This window comes from Pantoea sp. UBA6567, assembly GCF_002434165.1.
Taxonomy (GTDB): Bacteria; Pseudomonadota; Gammaproteobacteria; order Enterobacterales; family Enterobacteriaceae; genus Pantoea; species Pantoea eucrina.
This window is the reverse complement of the sequence record NZ_DJJN01000007.1, coordinates 50,831-71,899: the sequence shown is the minus strand read 5'-3', so window position 1 is coordinate 71,899 and position 21,069 is coordinate 50,831. Positions and strand designations below refer to the sequence as shown.

Here is a 21,069-nt window from a genome sequence, read left to right as displayed (position 1 = left end):
ATATGCAATGAAAACCAGGCCGCCACGCGCCACAATCAGCGATGTTGCCCGCACGGCAAATACCGGTAAAACCAGTGTTTCCCGCTATCTGAACGGGGAAGAACATCTCCTTTCGCCCGATCTGAAAACCCGTATTGAGCAGGCGATTGACGCGCTGAATTATCGTCCCAGCCAGATGGCCCGCGGCCTGAAGCGTGGCCGTACGCGATTAATTGGCCTGATCATTGCAGATATCACCAATCCCTATTCCGTGGATGTGCTGAGCGGCATTGAAGCAGCCTGCCGCGCCCGCGGATTTACGCTGCTGATGTGTAACACCAACAATGAGGTCGATCTGGAGCAGCACTATCTGCAGCTGCTGAGCAGCTATCAGGTTGAGGGCATCGTGGTTAACGCGGTCGGTATGCATGAAGTGGTACTCAACCGGCTGCAGCAGTCAATGCTGCCAATGGTATTGATCGACCGTAAAATTCCTGAGTTCGCCTGCGATGTTGTCGGGCTGAATAACCAGGAAGCAGCCTGCAACGCCACGCGTCATCTGCTGGATAATGGCTATAACGCCCTGCTGTTTCTCAGCGAGCCGCTGGGCAGCGTCAATACCCGCCGCGAACGCCTGCGCGCCTTTTTTGCCACCGCAGGTGCCGCGCCGGACGCCATCGCGGAGAATGCGGAAGTGCCGCTGCACCAGCCAGAACCTCTGGATCGGGCGCTGCTGGACTTTTATCAGCGGCATGCCGGCAGACGCGTTGCCGTGGTAGCTGCCAACGGTGCCCTGACGCTGCAGGTGGCACGGGCGCTCCAGCGCCTGGAGCTGGTCTGGGGTAAAGATATCGGCCTGCTGGGGTTTGATGAACTGGAATGGGCGGCGCTGGCCGGCGTCGGCATTACCACGCTGCGTCAGCCCACCTGGCAGATTGGCTATGCGGCGCTGGAGCAGGTGATCACCCGTATTGACGGCAGCGATGCACCGATACGGGATCAGGTGTTTTCCGGCGAGCTGATCGTGCGCGGGTCGAGCCAGCCGCTGCGCTGATACCGGAACCTGATGCTGACTTCGTGAGCAGGATCATAAATCCGCAGTCTGCGTCTTTCCTTTGGAACCGGTTCCATCTAACGTTTTCTCAACGATTGGGAGGCAGTTTGGTGCCCGGAGAGACGTGATGAGACCAGAAATTATTGTAGTGACCGCCGCCTACGGCGCGCATAAAATTGCCGAGCTTGGCGGGCAGAGCCGCCTGCTGCCGCTGATCAAAGCGGCCGGCGCTGACGGCGTTGAGATTCGCCGCGAGCTGTTCAGCGACATTGAGCTGCAGCAGCTGCCGGAGCTGGGCCAGACGGCGCGTGAGCAGTCGCTGCAGGTCAGCTACTCCGTTCCGGAATCGCTGTGGCTGGCAGATGGCGCACTCAATCCACGGCTGGCACAGTTTTTCCATGAAGCGGAGCAGCTCGGCGCGCAGCGGCTGAAACTCGCTATTGGCCACTTTGTTCAGCTGGCTGACCGGCAGCTGGCAGAGATTCTGGCGTCAACATCCGTGACGCTGGTGATTGAGAACGATCAGACCGCTGACAGTACGCTGGCGCCCATGCTGCGCTTTTTTCACCACGCCTGCGACGCCGCCCTGCCGCTGGATATGACGTTCGATATGGGGAACTGGCTCTGGACCGGCGAGGATGCGCTGCAGGCTGCTCATCAGCTCAGCCGCTACGTCAGCTATGTGCACGTTAAAGCGGCCGTTGCGCATCGCGACACGTTCCGGGCGATCGCCCTTGATGATGCGGATGAGAGCTGGCGCACGCTGCTGCACGCCCTGCCCGCAGATGCACCGCGCGGTATTGAGTTCCCGCTGGAAGGCGGCGATCTGCTGGCGGTAACCCGCCACTATGTTGACCTGCTGCGTGCCGCCTAAGGAGCCTGCCATGACACAACCTTCTCAACTTGATGTCGTCACCATTGGCGAAGCGATGGCGATGTTTATCGCGCAGCAAACCGGCGACCTTGCGGCAGCAGAGCGCTTTATCAAGCGTATTGCCGGCGCCGAACTGAACGTTGCCATCGGTCTGGCGCGTCTTGGCCTGCAGGTTGGCTGGGTCAGCCGCGTCGGGGATGACAGCTTCGGGCGCTTCACGCTGCAGCAGCTGGCAAAAGAGAGCGTTGATCACCGCTGTGTGACCACGGATGCCCGCTACCGTACCGGCTTTCAGCTGAAAGCGCGCGTCGACGACGGCTCCGATCCGGAAGTGGAATATTTCCGCAAAGGATCGGCGGCAAGCCACCTCTCGCCGGACGATTTTAATCCGGACTATTTTGGCAGCGCGCGCCATCTTCATCTGAGCGGCGTGGCCGCTGCGCTCTCTGATTCATCGCTGGCGCTGCTGCACTATGCGGCACAGACAATGCGGGCGCAGGGTAAAAGTATCTCTTTCGATCCCAATCTGCGTCCGGTGCTGTGGCGCAGCGAAGCAGAGATGCGCCAGCAGCTTAATGCGCTGGCAGAGTATGCCGACTGGGTGCTGCCGGGTGAAAAAGAGGGCTATATCCTGACCGGCTATCGCCAGCCGGAAGCGATTGCTGATTTCTACCTCGATAAGGGCGTCAAAGCGGTGGTGATTAAAACCGGCTGCGACGGTGCCTGGTATAAAACGGCACAGGGAGAAAAAGGCGTGGTCGCCCCGGTGCTGGTCGACAACGTGGTGGATACCGTGGGCGCAGGCGACGGCTTTGCCGTGGGCCTGATCAGCGCCCTGCTGGAAGATAAAACGCTGCCGCAGGCGATTCTGCGCGGCAATAAGATCGGATCGCTCGCTATTCAGGTAGCGGGAGACAGTGAAGGCTTACCCACCCGCGCGGCGCTGGGTGATTACTGAGTTACTGCGCCGGCACGATACTACTTACCCTACAACACTATTATTCTGAGGCGCATCCACGGAATGTGCCCGCCTCAACCAGAGGAGTCACGCATGAAATCGCAGACAATCGCGCCAAAACGCTGGTGGTATATCATGCCCATCGTGTTTATCACCTACAGTCTGGCGTATCTGGACCGGGCGAACTTCAGCTTCGCCTCTGCCGCAGGCATTAATGACGATCTCGGCATTACCAAAGGGATGTCATCGCTGCTGGGCGCGCTGTTTTTTCTCGGCTACTTCTTCTTTCAAATCCCCGGTGCTATCTATGCCGAGCGCCGCAGCGTAAAAAAACTGATTTTCTGGTGCCTGATCCTGTGGGGCGGCTGCGCTTCGCTGACCGGAATCGTCAGCAATATTCCGATGCTGGCAGCGATCCGCTTTATCCTCGGCGTGGTGGAAGCGGCCGTGATGCCCGCGATGCTGATCTACATCAGTAACTGGTTTACCAAGTCGGAGCGTTCGCGCGCCAATACCTTTCTGATCCTCGGCAACCCGGTCACCGTACTGTGGATGTCGGTGGTGTCCGGCTATCTGATTAATGCCTTTGGCTGGCGTGAGATGTTCATCATCGAAGGTTTTCCGGCGGTGATCTGGGCTATCGCCTGGTGGTTCCTGGTGCAGGATAAACCGGCGCAGGCAAAATGGATGAGCGATGAGGAAAAAGCCGCGCTGCAGGCGCAGCTGCAGAAAGAGCAGGAAAATATCAAAGCGGTGCGGAACTACAGCGAAGCGTTTCGCAATCGCAACGTCATCATCCTTTGCATGCAGTATTTTGCCTGGAGTATTGGCGTATACGGCTTTGTGCTGTGGCTGCCTTCCATTCTGCGTAACGGCACGCAGATGGGTATGGTGGAAGCGGGCTGGCTCTCAGCGGTGCCTTATCTGGTCGCTACTATCGCCATGGTGGTGGTGTCGTGGGCGTCTGATAAAACGCAGAACCGGAAACTGTTTGTCTGGCCGCTGCTGCTGATTGGCGCACTGGCGTTCCTTGGCTCTTATCTGGTAGGTCCGGGCAATTTCTGGCTCTCCTATGCGCTGCTGGTGATTGCCGGCGGAGCGATGTATGCCCCTTATGGTCCGTTCTTTGCCATCATTCCGGAAATGCTGCCGCGCAACGTTTCGGGTGGTGCCATGGCGCTGATTAACAGCATGGGTGCGCTGGGTTCCTTTATCGGTTCATGGATTGTCGGCTATCTTAATGGAGCAACCGGCAGCCCGGCCGCATCTTATATCTTCATGGGTTCAGCCCTGCTGGTTTCGGTCTGGCTGACGCTGATCGTCAAGCCTGCCGCAAACAAAACGCCGCCGATTCACGGGGCGAAGCACGCCTGAAAGCGTAAGAGATGACTTCTCCGGGCGGCACCTGTCGCCCGTCACCTATTTCTACAGGAAGCGATTCATGAAACCTGCTGTGATCCTCTACAAAAGCCTGCCTGACGATCTGCGCCGCCAGCTCGATACGCATTTTCACGTTACCGAAGTAAAAGATGTTTCACCGGAAACGGTGCGCCAGCATGCGGACGCGTTTGCGCAGGCAGAAGGTATTATCGGTTCCGGCGGCAAAGTCGATGACGCACTGCTGTCGCAGATGCCGGCGCTGCGCGCCTGCTCCACCGTCTCCGTCGGCTATGACAACTTTAACGTTGACGCGCTGAATCAGCGCAAGGTGCTGCTGATGCACACCCCGACGGTCCTGACCGAGACCGTAGCGGATACCATGATGGCGCTGGTACTGAGCACCGCACGCCGCGTGGCCGAGCTGGATAAATGGGTTAAAGAAGGCAACTGGAAAAAGAGCATCGGTCCGGATCTGTTTGGCACCGACGTTCACCACAAAACCATGGGGATTTTAGGCATGGGCCGTATTGGCCTGGCGCTGGCGCAGCGCGCCCATTTCGGTTTTGGTATGAATATTCTCTATAACGCCCGTCGTCAGCATGAAGAAGCGGAGAACCGCTTTCAGGCCCGCGCCTGCGATCTGGAGACGCTGCTGAAAGAAAGCGATTTTGTCTGCATCAGTCTGCCGCTCACCGAACAGACGCACCATATGATTGGTGCCGCGCAGCTGCAGCTGATGAAGCCCGGCGCAATTCTGATCAACGCGGGTCGCGGCCCGGTGGTGGATGAGCAGGCGCTGACGGCAGCGCTGAAAGCGGGCACCCTGCTGGCTGCCGGACTGGACGTTTTTGAGGTAGAACCCGTTCCCGCTGAGGCAGAGATCCTTACCCTGCCAAACGTGGTGGCGCTGCCGCATATTGGTTCAGCCACGCACGAGACGCGCTACGGCATGGCCCGTGATGCGGTTGAAAATCTGATTGCCGCGCTGACCGGTACACCGGATAAAAACTGCGTTAACCCGCAGGTTCTGCGCTGACAGGACCGCTTTAGCCATTGCGCCCGCCGCAGGCGGGCGTTATGGTGGTTTTCTCCATTCGCTTTCACAAAATTTTTACTTCCTATGTCCTTTTCTCAGTTCGGCGACAAATTTACGCAACCCACCGGTATCTCCCGTCTGATGGAAGATATGGGAGAGGGACTGCGCACACCCGGCACCATCATGCTGGGCGGCGGTAACCCGGCACAGATCCCGGCAATGAACGATTATTTTGACCAGCTGCTGCTGCAGATGCATAAAGATGGCACGCTGAGCGAGGCGCTGTGCAACTATGACGGGCCACGCGGCAAGGCGCAGCTGCTGGCATCGCTTGCCACCCTGCTGCGCGAGCAGTTTGGCTGGCCTGTCGCGGCGCAAAATATTGCGCTGACCAACGGCAGCCAGAGCGCGTTTTTCTATCTGTTTAATCTGTTTGCCGGACACCGCGCCGACGGCAGTAAAAAGCGCGTGCTGTTTCCGCTGGCGCCGGAATATCTCGGTTACGCTGACGCCGGCCTCGAAGAGGGGCTGTTTGTTTCAGCGAAGCCCACCATCGAGCTGCTGCCAGAAGGGCAGTTTAAATATCATGTCGATTTCGACCATCTGCCGCTGCATGAGGATATCGGGCTGATTTGCGTTTCGCGCCCGACCAATCCGACCGGCAATGTGGTCACTGACGATGAGCTGTTGCAGCTGGATGCGCTGGCACAGCAGCATGGCGTGCCGCTGTTGATCGACAACGCCTACGGCGTGCCCTTCCCCGGTATCATTTTCAGCGAAGCGCGGCCGCTGTGGAATCCCAACACCATTCTCTGCATGAGCCTCTCCAAGCTCGGCCTGCCTGGCGCACGCTGCGGCATCATTATTGCCGATGAAAGCACCATCAGCGCGCTGGGTAATATGAACGGTATTATCAGCCTGGCGCCCGGCAGCATTGGCCCGGCGCTGGCAAACGAAATGATTGTACGCGGCGATCTGCTGCGCCTCTCTGATGAGGTTATCCGGCCATTTTATCAGGCTAAAGTGGCGGAAACGCTGGCGATCCTGCGTCGCTACCTGCCGGAAGATCGCTGTCTGATCCACAAGCCGGAGGGGGCAATTTTCCTCTGGCTCTGGTTTCGCGATCTGCCCATCACCACTGAAGTGCTCTATCAGCGTCTCAAAGCGCGCGGCGTGCTGATGGTGCCGGGCCACTTCTTCTTCCCGGGGCTGGAGCAGGCGTGGCCGCATACGCATCAGTGCATGCGCATGAACTACGTACCGGAAGCGGCAAAAATTGAGCAAGCAGTCCGGATCCTGGCGGAGGAGCTGGAGCGCGCGCTCCGCGAGGCCGAAAGCGTCACCTGCCCCGCAGACGGGAACCAGATTTAACCGCCCGAAACCGGCTACAGCCTGAGAACAGGAAGCCCTTATGTCCGTGAAAGATATGCTGTTAGCGCTGTGCGTCGTTGTGGCGTGGGGCGTCAATTTTGTGGTGATCAAACTCGGGCTGCAGGGCATGCCGCCTTTTCTGCTGGCGGGACTGCGTTTTGCCCTGGTGGCGTTTCCGGCCCTGCTGTTTGTAAAGCGTCCGGCTATTCCGCTGCGCTGGCTGGTCATCTATGGCATGACGATCAGCTTCGGGCAGTTTGCCTTCCTGTTTTTAGCCATCAAGCTTGGCATGCCCGCCGGGGTAGCGTCGCTGGTGCTGCAGGCGCAGGCGTTCTTCACGCTGCTGCTGGGCGCGCTGCTGCTGGCTGAGAAGCTGCGCTGGAATCATATTACCGGCATCGTGATTGCGACCCTGGGGATGTATCTGCTCGCCAGCGCCGGTATGGCGGGCCAGACGGCAGGCGGCATTACCCTGACAACCATGCTGCTGACGCTGGCGGCGGCGGCCTCCTGGGGGCTGGGCAATATCACCAATAAAATCATTCTGCGCAATCACCGCGTACCGGTGATGTCGCTGGTGGTGTGGAGCGCGCTGGTGCCGGTTATTCCCTTTTTCATCTGCTCCTGGTGGTTTGAAGGCAGCGCGCTCATCGTGCACAGCCTGCAGGGCATTTCACTGCAGACTATTCTGGCGCTGATCTATCTGGCTTTCATCGCCACTATCATCGGTTATGGCATCTGGGGCCGGCTGCTGAGCCGCTATGAAACCTGGCGCGTCGCGCCGCTGACGCTGCTGGTGCCGGTGGTGGGGATTATCAGCGCGGCCGTTGTGCTGGATGAAGCGCTGACCGCGCAGGAGCTGCTGGGCGCAGCGGTGATCGTTGCCGGTCTGCTGATCAATGTCTTTGGCGGCCTGCTGAGCCAGCGGCTGCTCTCCCGCGCCTGAATCTGATCAAAAAAAAACGCCGCATTGCTGCGGCGCTTAAGGCTTATGTGATGGCCTTATTTCAGAATTTCAATCCGGCGCGGTTTCGCCTCTTCAGGAACGATGCGCTCCAGATCGATGCTCAGCAGACCGAGTTCGAGACGCGCATCGCGCACCACGATGTGATCGGCCAGCTGGAATTTACGCTCAAAATTGCGCTCGGCGATGCCCTGATAAAGATATTTGCGCTCCGGCTGCTCTTCAGGGTGCGCGCCGCGTACCACCAGCATATTGTCGTGGGCGGTGATATCCAGCTCATTCTGGGCAAAGCCTGCTACCGCAATCGTAATGCGGTAGTGGTTTTCATCCACCAGTTCGACATTGTAAGGAGGGTAGCCTCCGTTCGCCTGGTTCTGATTGGTTTCCAGCAGATTAAACAGACGATCGAAACCGATGGAAGAACGATAAAGTGGAGAGAGATCAAAGTTACGCATAATAAGACTCCTGATAATCAGCAAGTTTTGGCAACCTTCCACTATGGACAGGTTGTCCGGCCTGGCACTGTCCCATGCGGCAACAGTCATACGGCCGTAATGTGAAAATGGGTATGGTAGCGATCTTTTCAAGGGCCACCGGCGTGATTTTTTTGCAGCAAAACCGGTGAGATGACATACACTCAGGAAACCCTGCACCTGCACTGAAAACAGAGCCAGAGAGCGCTGATAACGTCAGGTGACATATTGCTGCCAGGGATGCAGCCATGACTGAAGGGATGATGACAATGAAGATGATAAAACGTTTTCCACTGACCGGCCTGCTGGTGTGCTGTGTGATAACCACCTCCGGCTGCTCCAGCATGATGTCGCACTCCGGCGGCAGTCAGGGTTACTATCCTGGCACCCGCGCCAGTGCCAAAATGCTGACTGATGATGACACGGGCTGGGTGCTGAAGCCGCTGGCGCTGATCGATCTGCCCTTCTCTGCCGTGCTGGATACGCTGCTGCTGCCGTGGGACTACTTCCACGCCGGTGAGGACAAACGCAGCTCCTCACCGCGCGAACGCGTGCTGCAAAGTGAAAGAGAGGCCAATACCCAGGCGAGCCTCGCTACGGCTGCTGCGATGCCGGCGTCGCACTGACGCAGAACAGCTGGCGCCAGCCCTCCACTTCACGCATATAGGCGATCTGTTTTCCGTCCGGCGACCAGACCACTGCGTCGCCGCTCAGCGCGGCGGCAGTGACCGGCGTCAGTGGCGTACAGCGACCGTCTGCCATTTCGCAGCGCATTACGCGGTCGGCACAGATAAAGGCGACGGCATCACCCTGCGGATGCCAGCTGAACGCAGACTGGATACTGCTGCTGAGCCGGGTGATCTGCCGCGGCTCACCGCCGTTGGGCGACACGCTCCAGAGCTGAATAATGTCCTGCTCATCGGCCAGCAGAAAGGCAATCGCGCTGCCGTCTGGCGCCGCGCGCAGCCAGTGACGCGGCTGCAGCGCCAGACCCCGGGTATGCGTCAGCCGCTGCTGCTGCACCCCTGCCGGCGGTGCCGGCATCCGGGTATCGCTGCCCTCCAGCGGCGAGCTGCCGGGACGGGCGTAATCAGCCAGCGCGTCCGGTAAATCCACGATAAACACCTCCGGCACCTTCTGCCCGCTGGCGCTGCGCGTGTCGCCGATAAAGGCGATAGCCCAGCGCTGCCAGCTGCCGTCAGCTTTCTGATAGCCGCGATCGCCAATCCAGCACTCTTCATAAGCGCGATCGATTGCATCGCTGCCGGGCTGCGGGTCGCGCTGCGTCTGGCTGATCAGCACGCAGTAGTGGCTGCCATCATACTCACGCGGATGTTTTTCAGCCGGACAGACCGGATGCAGCGGCACGGCCACGCCGACGTTGCGCAGCTCCTCGCGGCTGTCGCGCTCATGCATCACATGATCGTTGTAAGTAAAGCTGAGGCGGGTGCCGTCCGGGCTAAAGACATGCACATGCGATCCGCCGCGCAGCGCGCCCGGCGTATAGGGCGCGGTAATATCGCAGGCGTCCAGCGTCTCCGCATGGCCATTCTGCACGATCACGCCACGGCGATGGTGAAAATCGTAATGCCAGTGCGCATCAGGATGTTCCGGGCCATGAATAAAGACGTAGCGCGGCGGCAGGTCGGGGCTTACGGTCACCACCCCAACGTGAGCCCCGTCGCGCGCCTGATAGAGAAGCTCAACGGCGCCCGTAAAGACGTTAACCCGCTCAATGGTCAGGCCGGTAAAAGAGGCGCCGGAGGGGCGCACATCAAACGCCAGCCACTGGCTGTCGGCGGTCCAGACGTTGATATTGGTCAGCTGGTGATGACGCTGCGCAAAGGTAAGCTGTTTTTCTGACATGGGACGCTCTGACAAATAACCGATGCTGATACGGTACGCGATTCCCTGCCGGGGTGCAGCAGTTTTGCGGGGATGCGCGCTTCCATGCGCGCCTCGTCGGATCAGCCAACGCGTTTCACGTCGCCGACCAGCAGAATGTAGGAGAGTGCGCCCACCAGCGCCACGGCGGAGATATACACCAGAGCCGGAGCAAAGCCATAATCCTGCGCCAGATAACCGACCACCAGCGGAACCGTAATACCGCCAAGTCCGCCGATAAAGTTGAACATGCCGCCGGTCAGACCAATCAGACGAACCGGTGCCAGCGATGATACCAGTGACCAGGTGATTGAGGCGAAACCGTTACCGAAGAACGCCAGCGCCATCAGCACCATAATCCACACGGGATCATTGGTGTAGTTAGCACCCATGATGCAGGTAGAGATCAGCAGACCGCAGATGATCGGCGTTTTGCGTGCGAAGCCGATTGAGCGTCCGCTGCGCACCAGCCTGTCGGCCACGATACCAGACAGGATCACGCCGAAAAAGGCGGCCAGAAACGGTACGGTTGTCATGAAACCGGCGGTTAATGCGGCAATATGCTTTTCCTGGGTCAGGTAGTTAGGGAACCATGTCAGGAAGAACCACAGCGTTGAGGTCACCGCAAACTGACCAAGGTACACGCCGCACAGTTTACGGTGGAACACCAGTTTCCAGTCGGCAGCTGTAAGCCGGGTGCGTGCTTTTTTCTCTGACGGCGCATCACCGTCAACCATTGCGCCACCTTCGCGAATATAGTCCAGCTCGGCCTGATTGATCCCTTTGCTGTGTCTGGGTGCCCGGTACACTTTGATCCACACCAGCGACCAGACGATGCCAATTCCGCCGGTAATGATAAACACCCAGTGCCAGCTGAGCAGCTCCTGGATCCAGATCAGCAGCGGCGTCAGGAATGCCAGTCCGACAAACTGTCCGGAGGTGTAGAAGCCAACGGCAGACGCACGCTCCTGCTCCGGAAACCAGCTGGTTACCAGGCGATTATTTGTCGGGAATGCCGGCGCCTCAAATATACCGGTAACCGCACGTAAGCTAATCAGCGATAATAAGCCCGTGGCAAATCCCTGAAATAATGTCGCCACCGACCAGCCGAGGATGGCAATAAAATAGGTCAGCCGCGAACCCACGCGATCGAGAAACCAGCCTCCCGGGATCTGGCAGAGCGTATATAGCCAGGCAAAGGCGGAAAAAATATAGCCCATTTCCGCTTTGGTAATGCCAAACTCCTCCTGAATATGGGCTGAGGCTACCGCTAAATTAGCGCGGTCCACATAACAAATAACCACGGTAATAAATATCATTAACAGCGTAATATAACGCCGCCGCGTTGGTCTGGCCTGAACAGCAGAGAGATCCATGGTGTTTCTCCGTCATGATGTTGTTCGCAGGGCGCAGCAAGGCGCACCGCAAACAATGCAGGGTAAGATAGTCAGATGTAATCCGCCGTAGCGGTAAATATGCCGTGCCGTCAGTAAGGCTGAGGGGTAGCCTGAGCCTTATTTATCCGGCACTTTTTTTAAAATATTTATAAATTTCCAACAGCCTGAATAATCCGGCCTGACGCAGGGTGATTATTTTAATCAGTCACCCGCAGAGCAGCGATCACCATTCAGCCACAGAGCCGTCCGGGAAGCGCCATAGCGGATTACGCCAGTCTGGCGCATTTTTACTGCGCTCAATCACCAGCTCTTCGTTAATTTCCACGCCAAGGCCTGGTTTATTCGACGGATAAAAGTGGCCATCATCCATTTTAAAATCGTCTTTATTAATAACGTAATCGAGCAGTTCGGCACCCTGATTGTAGTGAATACCCATGCTCTGCTCCTGGAATACCGCATTACGCGATACGAAGTCGACATGCAGACAGGCCGCGAGCGCAATCGGGCCCAGCGGACAGTGCGGCGCCAGCGCAACATCATACGACTCTGCCATGGCGGCAATTTTGTAGCATTCGGTGATACCGCCAGCGTGCGACAGATCGGGCTGGAGAATGGCCAGCCCGCCCGCTTCCAGCACGCGTTTGAACTCAAACCGCGAGAACATCCGCTCACCGGCAGCGATCGGCAGGTGAGTCTGTGCAGCCAGGCGCGGATAGTATTCCGCCTGCTCGGCCAGCACCGGCTCTTCAATGAACAGCGGACGATAGGGCTCCAGCTCTTTGATCAGCACTTTTGCCATCGGCGCGCTGACGCGGCCGTGGAAATCGAGGCCAAACTCAATCTCGCTGCCGAACGCTTCGCGGATTTGCGCCACGGTATTGACCGCCGCGTCGACTTTGCGCGAGTTATCGATAATGCCCATCTCTTCGCAGCCGTTGAGCTTGAAGGTATCAAACCCGATGGCGCGCAGTTTCTGAATGCCATCGATGACCTCCGCCGGCCGGTCGCCGCCTACCCAGCTATACGCTTTGATACTGTCGCGTACCAGACCGCCCAGCAGCTGATATACCGGTACGCCAAGCGCTTTGCCTTTGATATCCCACAGCGCCTGATCGATGCCGGCAATGGCACTCATCAGAATCGGACCACCGCGGTAAAAGCCGCCGCGGTACATCACCTGCCATAAGTCGTTGATGCGCGCCGGATCCTGCCCGACCAGATACTCTGACAGCTCATGCACCGCTGCTTCGACGCTGCGGGCGCGTCCTTCAATTACCGGTTCACCCCAGCCGGTGATGCCCTCGTCGGTTTCGATTTTCAGGAACATCCAGCGCGGCGGCAGACGATACGTCGTGAGTCGGGTAATTTTCATTGTACAGCGTCCTTGTAAGCAGCAATAAATGCGCGGGCCTTCTCTGCCGTGCGTGACAGCGGCTGGCCGGCGCGATAGAGATCGCTGCCCAGACCGGCGCCGATGCAGCCTGCAGCCATAAATTCATGCAGATTTTCGGGTGTAACGCCGCCAACGGCAAACACCGGGACTTCCGGCGGCAGGACCGCTTTCAGCGCTTTGATATAGCCGGGGCCAAAGGCTGAAGAGGGGAAAATTTTCAGCGCCTGCGCCCCCGCCTTTAAAGCGGTAAAGGCTTCTGAAGCGGTAGCACAGCCGGCTGCAACAATCATGCCCTGCGCGACCGCCTGACGAATCACGTCCGCATCCGTATTGGGCGTGACCACCAGCCTGCTGTTCAGCGTGGCCAGCCTGTCGACCTGTGCCGTTTCCAGCACCGTTCCTGCGCCAATCAGCGCGCTATCGCCAAACGTTGCCACCATCGCCCCGATGCTTTGCGCCCAGTCGGGCGAATTCAGCGGAATTTCGATGGCATCAAAGCCAGCCTCAATAAGCGCACCGACGTGCGCTTCAGCTTCATCCGGTGTAATGCCGCGCAGAATAGCAATCAGCGGCAGTTTAGTGGGCCAGGGCATTCGCAATACTCCTCATTCCATGCCGGAATGCAACATCGCCTTCCAGCGTAACTGAATCCCGGTTAATAAAAGTCAGCGCCTGCTGATAACGCTGCGCCAGCGTGTGGCCGCCAATAATGGCGATCGGCTGGGGTGCCGCAGCCATGCGCTGCGTCATCAGCGCCACTTCATGACCAATTAACAGGCCGGAAAGAAACTCACTGACATGACGGCGATCGCGGGCGCCCAGCACATGCGCCGCGCGCACTTCAAACAGGCGGGCAATAACAGACGCATCCTGGCACCCTCTTTCCACCCCCTGCATAAATGCCGTCCGGGAGGTCTCCTGTTTGGGCAGACCGGCACCAATCAGCGACTGCTGCAGCAATAAATGGTGCAGCTCACCGGTCATGACCGTACGGAAGTCCAGCACCCGATCCTGTTCCAGCTGAACCCATTTGGCATGCGTGCCGGGCATCACACACAGCGCTACCGGCTGCAGCGCTAGCGCACCCAGCAGCTGCGTCTCTTCACCGCGCATCACATTGTAATTGTCATCGCGTTCAACGCTCAGTCCCGGCACAATCCACGCTTTTTGCTCCACACGCGTCAAATGAGCGTGCAGCGCATTCAGGCTGGCCGGACAGGGCAGATACGGGACCGACAGCCAGCCGGCATTGCTGCCGACCATGCCGGCCATGATTACCGGCACCTCATCCACGGGCCAGCCAGCGGTGACGCTGGCAAAGACCTGCGCTGGCGTCTGCCCGCCGAGGCGCGTGATGCCGGCGGGGGAACGGCGTTCATCAACGCAGACGCCCTGCTGATAATGCCAGGCGCGTAAATTCGTTGAGCCCCAGTCAATAGCGATATAGCTGGTCACAAAATCTCTCTCAGTCGGGCCGTGGAGCTGGCAATCATCGCTTTTGCTGCACGTTCCGCGGCGTCACTATCCTGATGACGAATAGCGTCGTACAGCGCTTTATGTTCAGCTAATGTGCGCGGCATATTGCCGGCGTCCGCCATGTACGTCTGCGCAAACACCGCTTTCTGGAGCTGGCTTATCGCGACGTTAAGCTGCTGCAGCACCGGATTATGTACCGAGCCCATCACCGCTTCGTGATAGCGAATATCCGCGTCGTTAAACGCTTCGCGATCGAGATGGTTTGCCACCATATCGTTATAGGCCTGTTCGATAGCGGCCAGATCGGTTGAGGTCGCCCGCTCGGCTGACCAGCGCGCAATCTGCGGCTCAACCAGCACGCGCACTTCGTTCATGGCGGCAATCAGGCGCGGATCCTGATCGTGCGCCAGCGCCCACTGCAATACATCGCTATCGAGATAATTCCACTGATTGCGCGGGGTCACGAACGCACCGCGGTAACGCTTCATCTCCATCAGGCGCTTTGCGATCAGCGCACGATAAACCTCACGAATGATGTTGCGTGAGGTCCCGAATTGTTCGCACAGCTCTGCTTCTGCGGGCAGCGCCGCACCCGGCACATACTTACCGGCGACAATCTCTTCACCCAGCGTATGGATAATGCGCTCTGTTTTGCTCAGCTGTTGTTGTGTCATGGGAGTCCGGTATATGAAGGGCATCAGCCCGTCAGATTACTGCGTTCCTGGTTTGAAACCTAACGGCTGCCTGAGCCATTGCGGACGATTGTAGTACTACATATGTATCTCGTACTACAATTCAGATCACAAAACAGACAATCGATGCGGATTTTACCGATCGGCAGGCCCTGCCGGCTCGTCATGACGCGCACAGCGTCAGCGTTTAACCACGCCTGAAGCGCGCGGCTGGTCTGAGAAGGAGGTGATGCCGGTGCGGCAGGCCATACGACCTTCCACAACCGGCACAGAGATACCGCGGTGAGGGGGATTATCTGCGGGGCTCCCGCAGCGTGCCGGGAATCATATAAACGTGCTGGGGTTACAGCACCAGCTCTTCGATAGCGTGCGCAACGCCATCTTCCATATTGGTTTTAGTCACGAACTGAGCGATCTTTTTCACTGAGTCGATGGCATTACCCATCGCCACGCCGGTGCCGGCATACTCAATCATCGCCAGATCGTTCTCCTGATCGCCAATCGCCATCACTTCTGACTGCTGCAGGCCGAGTTTTTCCGCCAGCATCTTCACGCCATAGCCTTTGTTCACCAGCGGGTTGAGGATCTCCAGAAAATAAGGCGCGCTTTTCAGGACGGTGTAGCTCTCCTGCATGCGCGCTGGCAGCCTGGCAATCGCTTTATCCAGCAGCGCCGGCTTATCGATCATCATAATTTTCGGGAAGCGCGTCGCCGGATCCATCTCTTCAACCGCACGATAGCGCACCGGAATACCGGTCAGGCTGGCTTCATGGATGGTGTATTCGCTGATGTCTTTATTGGGGGTATAGAGGGACGATTTGTCGAACGCCTGAAAATGCACGCCGAGTTCGCGCGCCAGCTGCTCAAGATAGAGGTAATCATCAAAGCTCAGCGTTTTCTCAGCCACCACGTCACCGCTATCGGCCTTATGCGCCAGCGCTCCGTTATTGCTGATGCAGTACTGACCCGGCTGGCGCAGATCCAGCTCCATCAGATAGCGCTCAACGCCGACAAACGGGCGGCCGGTCGCCAGCACAATCGACACGCCCTTGTCGCGCGCGCGCCCAATCGCTGTTTTTACCGCCGGAGTGATTTCGTGCTGCGGATTCAGCAGCGTGCCGTCCATATCGATCGCAATCAGTTTTATCGCCATAACGTCCTCGGTTAATTCAGGGTCTGACTTTCATGCTAGCGCGATTCAGCTCTCATTGACCAGTTTATCGGCGCGGCGGATCGCAGATGCGGTGGGCGGCAGGCTGAGCCTGGTGGTTGAGATGCCGGATGGTGCAGGAGAAAGGACTTTGCGGATATAAAAAACCCCTCCCGGGCGGGAGGGGTCAGAGCGTATCAGATATCGATGTTAGCGGCTTTCAGCGCGTTCTCTTCGATAAAGGCGCGACGCGGCTCCACCGCATCGCCCATCAGCGTGGTGAAGAGCTGATCGGCAGCAATCGCATCCCTGATGGTGACGCGCAGCATACGGCGGCTGTCCGGATCCATGGTGGTTTCCCACAGCTGCTCCGGGTTCATCTCGCCCAGCCCTTTATAGCGCTGAATGGAGAGACCGCGGCGTGACTCTTTCACCAGCCACTCAATCGCCTGCTCGAAGCTGGCAACCGGCTGACGACGTTCGCCACGCTCGATATAGGCGTCCTCTTCAATCAGGCCGCGCAGCTGCTCGCCCAGCGCACAGATTTTGCGATACTCCGGGCCACCGATAAACTCGCTATCCAGCGGGTAGTCGGTATCCACACCGTGGGTGCGCACACGCAGTACCGGCTCAGCCAGCTGCAGCTCACGGTTTTCGCGTACCTGTGCCACATAGGTGCTGCCGTGTGCTTCACGCTCGTTAAGATACGCCACCAGCGTCTCCAGCCAGCTGCTGACGGCGGCGGTATCATCCAGCCCTGCCAGCGTTGGATGGTAAACCAGCGCATTAAGCAGGGCTGCCGGGAAGCGACGCTCCATGCGTTTGATCATCTTCTGCGTACTGTTGTACTCCGCGACCAGGCTTTCCAGCGGCTCACCGCCCAGCGCCGGTGCGCTGGCGTTGGTGTGCAGCGTAGCGCCGTCCAGCGCGATGGCGATCTGATACTGATCCATCGCGTCGGTGTCTTTAATATACTGTTCCTGCTTGCCTTTTTTCACTTTAAACAGCGGCGGCTGCGCAATGTAAACGTGGCCGCGCTCAATGATTTCCGGCATCTGACGGTAGAAGAAGGTCAGCAGCAGCGTACGGATATGTGAGCCATCGACGTCCGCATCGGTCATGATAATGATGCTGTGATAGCGCAGCTTATCCGGGTTGTACTCATCGCGGCCGATACCGCAGCCCAGCGCGGTGATCAGCGTGGCGACTTCCTGCGAAGAGAGCATTTTATCGAAACGCGCTTTCTCTACGTTGAGGATTTTACCCTTCAGCGGCAGAATCGCCTGGTTTTTACGGTTACGCCCCTGCTTCGCCGATCCGCCTGCAGAGTCACCCTCCACCAGGTAGATTTCAGAGAGCGCCGGATCGCGCTCCTGACAGTCTGCCAGCTTGCCCGGCAGGCCGGCCAGATCCAGCGCGCCTTTGCGGCGGGTCATCTCACGCGCACGGCGTGCTGCTTCGCGCGCGCGCGCCGCATCGATGATTTTGCCTACCACAATTTTTGCATCCGCCGGGTTTTCCAGCAGGTATTCGCTCAGCAGCTCATTCATCTGCTGCTCTACCGCCGATTTTACTTCGGAGGAGACCAGCTTATCTTTGGTCTGCGAGGAGAACTTCGGATCCGGCACTTTCACGGAAACCACGGCAATCAGGCCTTCACGCGCATCGTCACCGGTGGCGCTGACTTTGGCTTTTTTGCTGTAGCCCTCTTTATCCATATAGGCATTGAGCGTGCGCGTCATCGCCGCACGGAAACCGGCGAGATGCGTCCCGCCGTCGCGCTGCGGAATGTTATTGGTAAAGCAGTAGATGTTTTCCTGGAAACCATCGTTCCACTGCAGCGCCACTTCCACACCGATGCCATCTTTCTCGGTAGAGAAATAGAATACGTTAGGGTGAATCGGGTTTTTGTTGCGGTTCAGATACTCCACAAACGCCCTGATGCCGCCTTCATAGTGGTAGTGATCGCTCTTGTCATCACGCTTATCCTGCAGGCGAATAGAGACGCCGGAGTTCAGGAACGACAGCTCACGCAGGCGTTTGGCAAGAATCTCATATTCAAAATCGGTGACGTTGGTAAAGGTCTCGTGGCTTGGCCAGAAGCGTACGCGCGTACCGGTCGTCTCGGTATCGCCGGTAACCGCCAGCGGCGCCTGCGGCACGCCGTGCACGTAGGTCTGCTGATGCACTTTGCCGTCGCGACGAATGGTCAGCTCCAGCTTCTGCGACAGGGCATTAACCACGGAAACGCCAACGCCGTGCAGGCCGCCCGACACTTTGTAAGAGTTGTCATCAAACTTACCGCCGGCGTGCAGAACGGTCATGATCACTTCCGCCGCCGAGACACCCTCTTCCGGGTGAATACCGGTTGGAATACCGCGCCCGTCATCCTGCACCGACACGGAGTTATCCGCGTGGATAGTGACCACGATGTCACTGCAGTGTCCGGCGAGCGCTTCGTCGATGGCGTTATCCACGACCTCGAATACCATGTGATGCAGACCGGTGCCGTCATCCGTATCGCCGATATACATACCCGGGCGTTTGCGTACCGCATCAAGCCCTTTCAGGACTTTGATACTTGAGGAGTCATAAGAATTCGACATCAACGTTTCTCGCTCATTTAATCTTCAGGTTGAACCGCTATTTTACCCTGTTCCACGCGGAACATCTTGCCCTTTTCGTCGCTCATATCGATTACATGCTCTGTGCCAATAGCGCTGACAAACACCTGAGCCTGCGTGGCTTTCAGCCGCTCAGCCAGCAGTCGCCGGCGCGTGTCATCCAGCTCGGATGCGAAGTCATCAATCAGGTATAAACAGCGACGTCCGCTGCTGCGCGTCAGGTACTCACCCTGCGCTAAACGCAGGGCGCACATCAGCAGCTTCAGCTGTCCGCGTGAGAGTAAATCTTCTACCGGCGTCCCTTCAGCACGAATGCGGAAATCCGCTTTGTGCGGGCCGCTGGCGGTGTAGGTAAGCGCGCGATCGCGCTCAAAATTGCGCTCCAGCAGATCGCCATAGTCGCTCTCTTTATCCCAGCCGCGCTGGAAAGAGAATGACAGGGCAAACTCAGGCAAAAACTGGCTGCAGGTCGCGGTGATCTCACTGGCGATGGCCGCGCTGTACTCCGCGCGCCAGGCGCTGATCTGCGCGGCCAGCGGCACCAGCTCCTGATCCCACGGACGAATCTGGCTGTAGCGTGAGGCCTGACGCAGCGCCGCGTTACGCTGCTTCAGCAGGCGACGCAGGTTGCTCCAGGCGATAAAAAAACCGGGATAAGCATGAAAACAGCCCCAGTCGATATAGGCTCTGCGGTATTTGGGGCCGCCGTTGAGCAATGTAAACCCCTCAGGCGTAATCAGCTGCATCGGCAGCAGCTGCGCCAGCTCGGCCACTTTATGCCCGTCGCTGCCGTCAATCCGCACCTTGCTGTCGCCGGCGCGGTTTTTGGTCAGCCCCACCGCCAGCGCGCGTTCACCGCCGCCATCAATACGCCCGTGCAGGACAAACGCCTCCTGCTCGTGACGGATCACCCGCCCCGCCTGCAGGCTGCGAAACGCCCGTCCGTGACCCAGCGTATAAATCGCCTCCAGCACGCTGGTTTTACCGCTGCCGTTGGCGCCGACAAGAAAGTTAAAGCCGGGTGCGAGGTCCAGGTCAGCCTGCTCAATATTACGAAAATCTTTAATCAGAAGGCGGGTTAAAGCCATGAACGAATCCAGCCAGAAGGGAATAGCCTAACGTTAACAATGCGGGCCGTTGGCGGCGCAGGCAGTCTGGTCACGGCCAGCGCGCAGATCCTGGGAGCATACTGAAGTATGTGACCAGGGGCGAGCACTGCCCGGGACCAGAATGGCAAGTAAGCCAGGCCGATATTTTCTGCTACAAGCGCATCGGCATGACGACGTATGCCGCAGCTGGACTGGCTACGTCTTCAATCTGTACGCTGGAAACAGAGTCGGTAAGCAGCAGACGGACGTTCTCGCACTTCAGCGCATTCAGCACATCCAGTACGTAGCTGACGTTAAAGCCAATCTCCAGCTCGGTGCCGCTATAAGAGACATCCAGCATCTCTTCCGCCTCTTCCTGCTCCGGGTTGTTTGCCGTGATTTTCAGCTGATTTTCAGTGATGTAGATGCGTACGCCGCGGAATTTCTCATTGGACAAAATAGCCGCACGGGCAAACGCCTGCTTGAGCAGATCGCAGCCCGCCTCCAGCGCCTTGTCCGGATTTTTGGGCAGAACGCGCCGGTAGTCAGGAAAACGACCATCCACCAGCTTAGAGGTGAAGATGAAATCGCCTACGTGCGCCCGAATGTTGCTGCTGCCAATCTGCACGCGCAGCGGGTTCTCACCGCCGTCCAGCAGGCGGACCAGCTCAATGACCCCTTTACGCGGTACGATCACAGAATGGTTTGGCAGCGCCTGACCAATCGGCATGGCGCAGACCGCCAGACGGTGACCGTCGGTTGCAACGGTACGCAGCTCTTCACCTTCGGTCTCAAACAGCATACCGTTAAGGTAGTAACGTACATCCTGATGCGCCATTGAAAACTGCGTGGCTTCAATCAGCCGCTTCAGAGTGGCCTGCGGCAGCGTAAATTCAACCTCGCTTTGCCAGTCATCCAGGTTAGGAAAATCGCTGGCAGGCAGCGTTGACAGTGAAAAACGACTGCGCCCGGAACGTACCAGCATGCGATCGCCTTCCAGCGTAACGCTGATTTCAGCGCCTTCCGGCAGGCCACGGCAGATATCAAGGAATTTACGCGCCGGCACCGTGGTAGCGCCAGGCTCGTGGGCCTGATTCAGCGCCACGCGCGCTACCATTTCCATTTCCAGATCGGTTCCGGTCAGCAACAACGACCCTTCATTTACCTGCAGCAGCAAATTTCCGAGGATCGGCAGCGTCGGACGTCCGCCAAGCGGACCACTTACCTGTTGCAGGGGTTTCAGCAACTGCTCACGTTCAACAATAAATTTCATATG

At 58.2% G+C, this 21,069-nt stretch carries 19 protein-coding genes; 8 read left to right on the top strand and 11 right to left on the bottom strand.

What is annotated here, in order from left to right:
• The first annotated feature begins 7 nt into the window (after positions 1 to 7).
• The 7 genes from B4M48_RS14125 to B4M48_RS14095 all read left to right on the top strand — a co-directional run bounded on the left by B4M48_RS14125 (position 8) and on the right by B4M48_RS14095 (position 7,598).
• A complete protein-coding gene (locus B4M48_RS14125) occupies positions 8 to 1,033 on the top strand; it encodes a LacI family DNA-binding transcriptional regulator (protein WP_039381552.1) in 1,026 nt (341 codons plus the stop codon).
• A gap of 127 nt (positions 1,034 to 1,160) precedes the next feature.
• Positions 1,161 to 1,907 (top strand): sugar phosphate isomerase/epimerase family protein, encoded by a 747-nt coding sequence (locus B4M48_RS14120; protein WP_288657036.1) that lies wholly within the window; start codon positions 1,161 to 1,163, stop codon positions 1,905 to 1,907.
• A 10-nt stretch (positions 1,908 to 1,917) separates the two neighbouring features.
• A complete protein-coding gene (locus B4M48_RS14115) occupies positions 1,918 to 2,865 on the top strand; it encodes a sugar kinase (protein WP_071668244.1) in 948 nt (315 codons plus the stop codon).
• 93 nt (positions 2,866 to 2,958) lie between these two features.
• Positions 2,959 to 4,239 (top strand): MFS transporter, encoded by a 1,281-nt coding sequence (locus B4M48_RS14110; protein ID WP_071668245.1) that lies wholly within the window; start codon positions 2,959 to 2,961, stop codon positions 4,237 to 4,239.
• Between the two features lie 67 nt (positions 4,240 to 4,306).
• A complete protein-coding gene (gene ghrB / locus B4M48_RS14105) occupies positions 4,307 to 5,281 on the top strand; it encodes a glyoxylate/hydroxypyruvate reductase GhrB (protein ID WP_039381539.1) in 975 nt (324 codons plus the stop codon).
• An 84-nt stretch (positions 5,282 to 5,365) separates the two neighbouring features.
• Positions 5,366 to 6,652: a valine--pyruvate transaminase gene (locus B4M48_RS14100; RefSeq protein ID WP_288657034.1), complete on the top strand. Its 1,287-nt coding sequence runs from the start codon at positions 5,366 to 5,368 to the stop codon at positions 6,650 to 6,652.
• Positions 6,653 to 6,692: 40 nt separating this feature from the next.
• Positions 6,693 to 7,598, top strand: coding sequence for an EamA family transporter (locus B4M48_RS14095; RefSeq protein WP_039381533.1), 906 nt, complete (start codon positions 6,693 to 6,695; stop codon positions 7,596 to 7,598).
• Between the two features lie 56 nt (positions 7,599 to 7,654).
• On the opposite strand, the gene ibpA is transcribed toward B4M48_RS14095, so the two are convergent.
• A complete protein-coding gene (gene ibpA / locus B4M48_RS14090; protein ID WP_039381531.1) occupies positions 7,655 to 8,071 on the bottom strand; it encodes a small heat shock chaperone IbpA in 417 nt (138 codons plus the stop codon).
• Between the two features lie 287 nt (positions 8,072 to 8,358).
• On the opposite strand from ibpA, the gene B4M48_RS14085 reads away from it, so the two are divergent.
• Complete coding sequence (locus tag B4M48_RS14085) at positions 8,359 to 8,715, top strand: YceK/YidQ family lipoprotein (RefSeq protein WP_223811800.1); 357 nt, start codon at positions 8,359 to 8,361, stop codon at positions 8,713 to 8,715.
• Here the strand turns inward: B4M48_RS14085 and B4M48_RS14080 are convergent.
• The 10 genes from B4M48_RS14080 to dnaN all read right to left on the bottom strand — a co-directional run bounded on the left by B4M48_RS14080 (position 8,684) and on the right by dnaN (position 21,066).
• Entirely contained in the window at positions 8,684 to 9,955 is a 1,272-nt protein-coding gene (locus B4M48_RS14080; protein WP_288657031.1) for a DUF3748 domain-containing protein, read from the bottom strand. The genes B4M48_RS14085 and B4M48_RS14080 overlap by 32 nt on opposite strands.
• Before the next feature lie 101 nt (positions 9,956 to 10,056).
• A complete protein-coding gene (locus B4M48_RS14075) occupies positions 10,057 to 11,349 on the bottom strand; it encodes an MFS transporter (protein WP_288657028.1) in 1,293 nt (430 codons plus the stop codon).
• 244 nt (positions 11,350 to 11,593) lie between these two features.
• Positions 11,594 to 12,742, bottom strand: coding sequence for a galactonate dehydratase (dgoD, locus tag B4M48_RS14070; protein ID WP_039381519.1), 1,149 nt, complete (start codon positions 12,740 to 12,742; stop codon positions 11,594 to 11,596).
• A complete protein-coding gene (locus B4M48_RS14065) occupies positions 12,739 to 13,356 on the bottom strand; it encodes a 2-dehydro-3-deoxy-6-phosphogalactonate aldolase (protein WP_071668247.1) in 618 nt (205 codons plus the stop codon). Before B4M48_RS14065 ends, dgoD begins: the two co-directional genes overlap by 4 nt.
• A complete protein-coding gene (locus B4M48_RS14060; RefSeq protein WP_071668248.1) occupies positions 13,340 to 14,218 on the bottom strand; it encodes a 2-dehydro-3-deoxygalactonokinase in 879 nt (292 codons plus the stop codon). The genes B4M48_RS14065 and B4M48_RS14060 overlap by 17 nt, the downstream gene beginning before the upstream one ends.
• The gene (locus B4M48_RS14055) at positions 14,215 to 14,913 is read right to left on the bottom strand and encodes a FadR/GntR family transcriptional regulator (protein ID WP_039381509.1); all 699 of its coding nucleotides are present in this window, start codon (positions 14,911 to 14,913) and stop codon (positions 14,215 to 14,217) included. The genes B4M48_RS14060 and B4M48_RS14055 overlap by 4 nt, the downstream gene beginning before the upstream one ends.
• Positions 14,914 to 15,274: 361 nt before the next feature.
• The gene (yidA, locus tag B4M48_RS14050) at positions 15,275 to 16,084 is read right to left on the bottom strand and encodes a sugar-phosphatase (protein ID WP_039381505.1); all 810 of its coding nucleotides are present in this window, start codon (positions 16,082 to 16,084) and stop codon (positions 15,275 to 15,277) included.
• Positions 16,085 to 16,278: 194 nt separating this feature from the next.
• Positions 16,279 to 18,687, bottom strand: coding sequence for a DNA topoisomerase (ATP-hydrolyzing) subunit B (gene gyrB, locus B4M48_RS14045; protein WP_039381501.1), 2,409 nt, complete (start codon positions 18,685 to 18,687; stop codon positions 16,279 to 16,281).
• 17 nt (positions 18,688 to 18,704) lie between these two features.
• Positions 18,705 to 19,793, bottom strand: coding sequence for a DNA replication/repair protein RecF (gene recF / locus B4M48_RS14040; protein ID WP_071668250.1), 1,089 nt, complete (start codon positions 19,791 to 19,793; stop codon positions 18,705 to 18,707).
• Between the two features lie 172 nt (positions 19,794 to 19,965).
• Positions 19,966 to 21,066 carry a DNA polymerase III subunit beta gene (dnaN, locus tag B4M48_RS14035; RefSeq protein WP_039381494.1) on the bottom strand — a complete coding sequence of 367 codons (1,101 nt, stop codon included), beginning with the start codon at positions 21,064 to 21,066 and terminating at the stop codon, positions 19,966 to 19,968.
• Between the last annotated feature and the right edge of the window lie 3 nt (positions 21,067 to 21,069).

Excerpts from the sequence above, each read along its gene's own strand:
- B4M48_RS14085 (WP_223811800.1), top strand. The coding sequence starts at position 8,359 with ATGAAGATGATAAAACGTTTTCCACTGACCGGCCTGCTGGTGTGCTGT.
- ghrB (WP_039381539.1), top strand. The coding sequence starts at position 4,307 with ATGAAACCTGCTGTGATCCTCTACAAAAGCCTGCCTGACGATCTGCGC.
- B4M48_RS14120 (WP_288657036.1), top strand. The coding sequence starts at position 1,161 with ATGAGACCAGAAATTATTGTAGTGACCGCCGCCTACGGCGCGCATAAA.
- dgoD (WP_039381519.1), bottom strand. The coding sequence starts at position 12,742 with ATGAAAATTACCCGACTCACGACGTATCGTCTGCCGCCGCGCTGGATG.
- B4M48_RS14110 (WP_071668245.1), top strand. The coding sequence starts at position 2,959 with ATGAAATCGCAGACAATCGCGCCAAAACGCTGGTGGTATATCATGCCC.
- B4M48_RS14080 (WP_288657031.1), bottom strand. The coding sequence starts at position 9,955 with ATGTCAGAAAAACAGCTTACCTTTGCGCAGCGTCATCACCAGCTGACC.
- dnaN (WP_039381494.1), bottom strand. The coding sequence starts at position 21,066 with ATGAAATTTATTGTTGAACGTGAGCAGTTGCTGAAACCCCTGCAACAG.
- B4M48_RS14125 (WP_039381552.1), top strand. The coding sequence starts at position 8 with ATGAAAACCAGGCCGCCACGCGCCACAATCAGCGATGTTGCCCGCACG.
- B4M48_RS14065 (WP_071668247.1), bottom strand. The coding sequence starts at position 13,356 with ATGCCCTGGCCCACTAAACTGCCGCTGATTGCTATTCTGCGCGGCATT.
- ibpA (WP_039381531.1), bottom strand. The coding sequence starts at position 8,071 with ATGCGTAACTTTGATCTCTCTCCACTTTATCGTTCTTCCATCGGTTTC.
- B4M48_RS14100 (WP_288657034.1), top strand. The coding sequence starts at position 5,366 with ATGTCCTTTTCTCAGTTCGGCGACAAATTTACGCAACCCACCGGTATC.
- B4M48_RS14075 (WP_288657028.1), bottom strand. The coding sequence starts at position 11,349 with ATGGATCTCTCTGCTGTTCAGGCCAGACCAACGCGGCGGCGTTATATT.
- recF (WP_071668250.1), bottom strand. The coding sequence starts at position 19,793 with ATGGCTTTAACCCGCCTTCTGATTAAAGATTTTCGTAATATTGAGCAG.
- yidA (WP_039381505.1), bottom strand. The coding sequence starts at position 16,084 with ATGGCGATAAAACTGATTGCGATCGATATGGACGGCACGCTGCTGAAT.
- B4M48_RS14055 (WP_039381509.1), bottom strand. The coding sequence starts at position 14,913 with ATGACACAACAACAGCTGAGCAAAACAGAGCGCATTATCCATACGCTG.
- B4M48_RS14115 (WP_071668244.1), top strand. The coding sequence starts at position 1,918 with ATGACACAACCTTCTCAACTTGATGTCGTCACCATTGGCGAAGCGATG.
- gyrB (WP_039381501.1), bottom strand. The coding sequence starts at position 18,687 with ATGTCGAATTCTTATGACTCCTCAAGTATCAAAGTCCTGAAAGGGCTT.
- B4M48_RS14095 (WP_039381533.1), top strand. The coding sequence starts at position 6,693 with ATGTCCGTGAAAGATATGCTGTTAGCGCTGTGCGTCGTTGTGGCGTGG.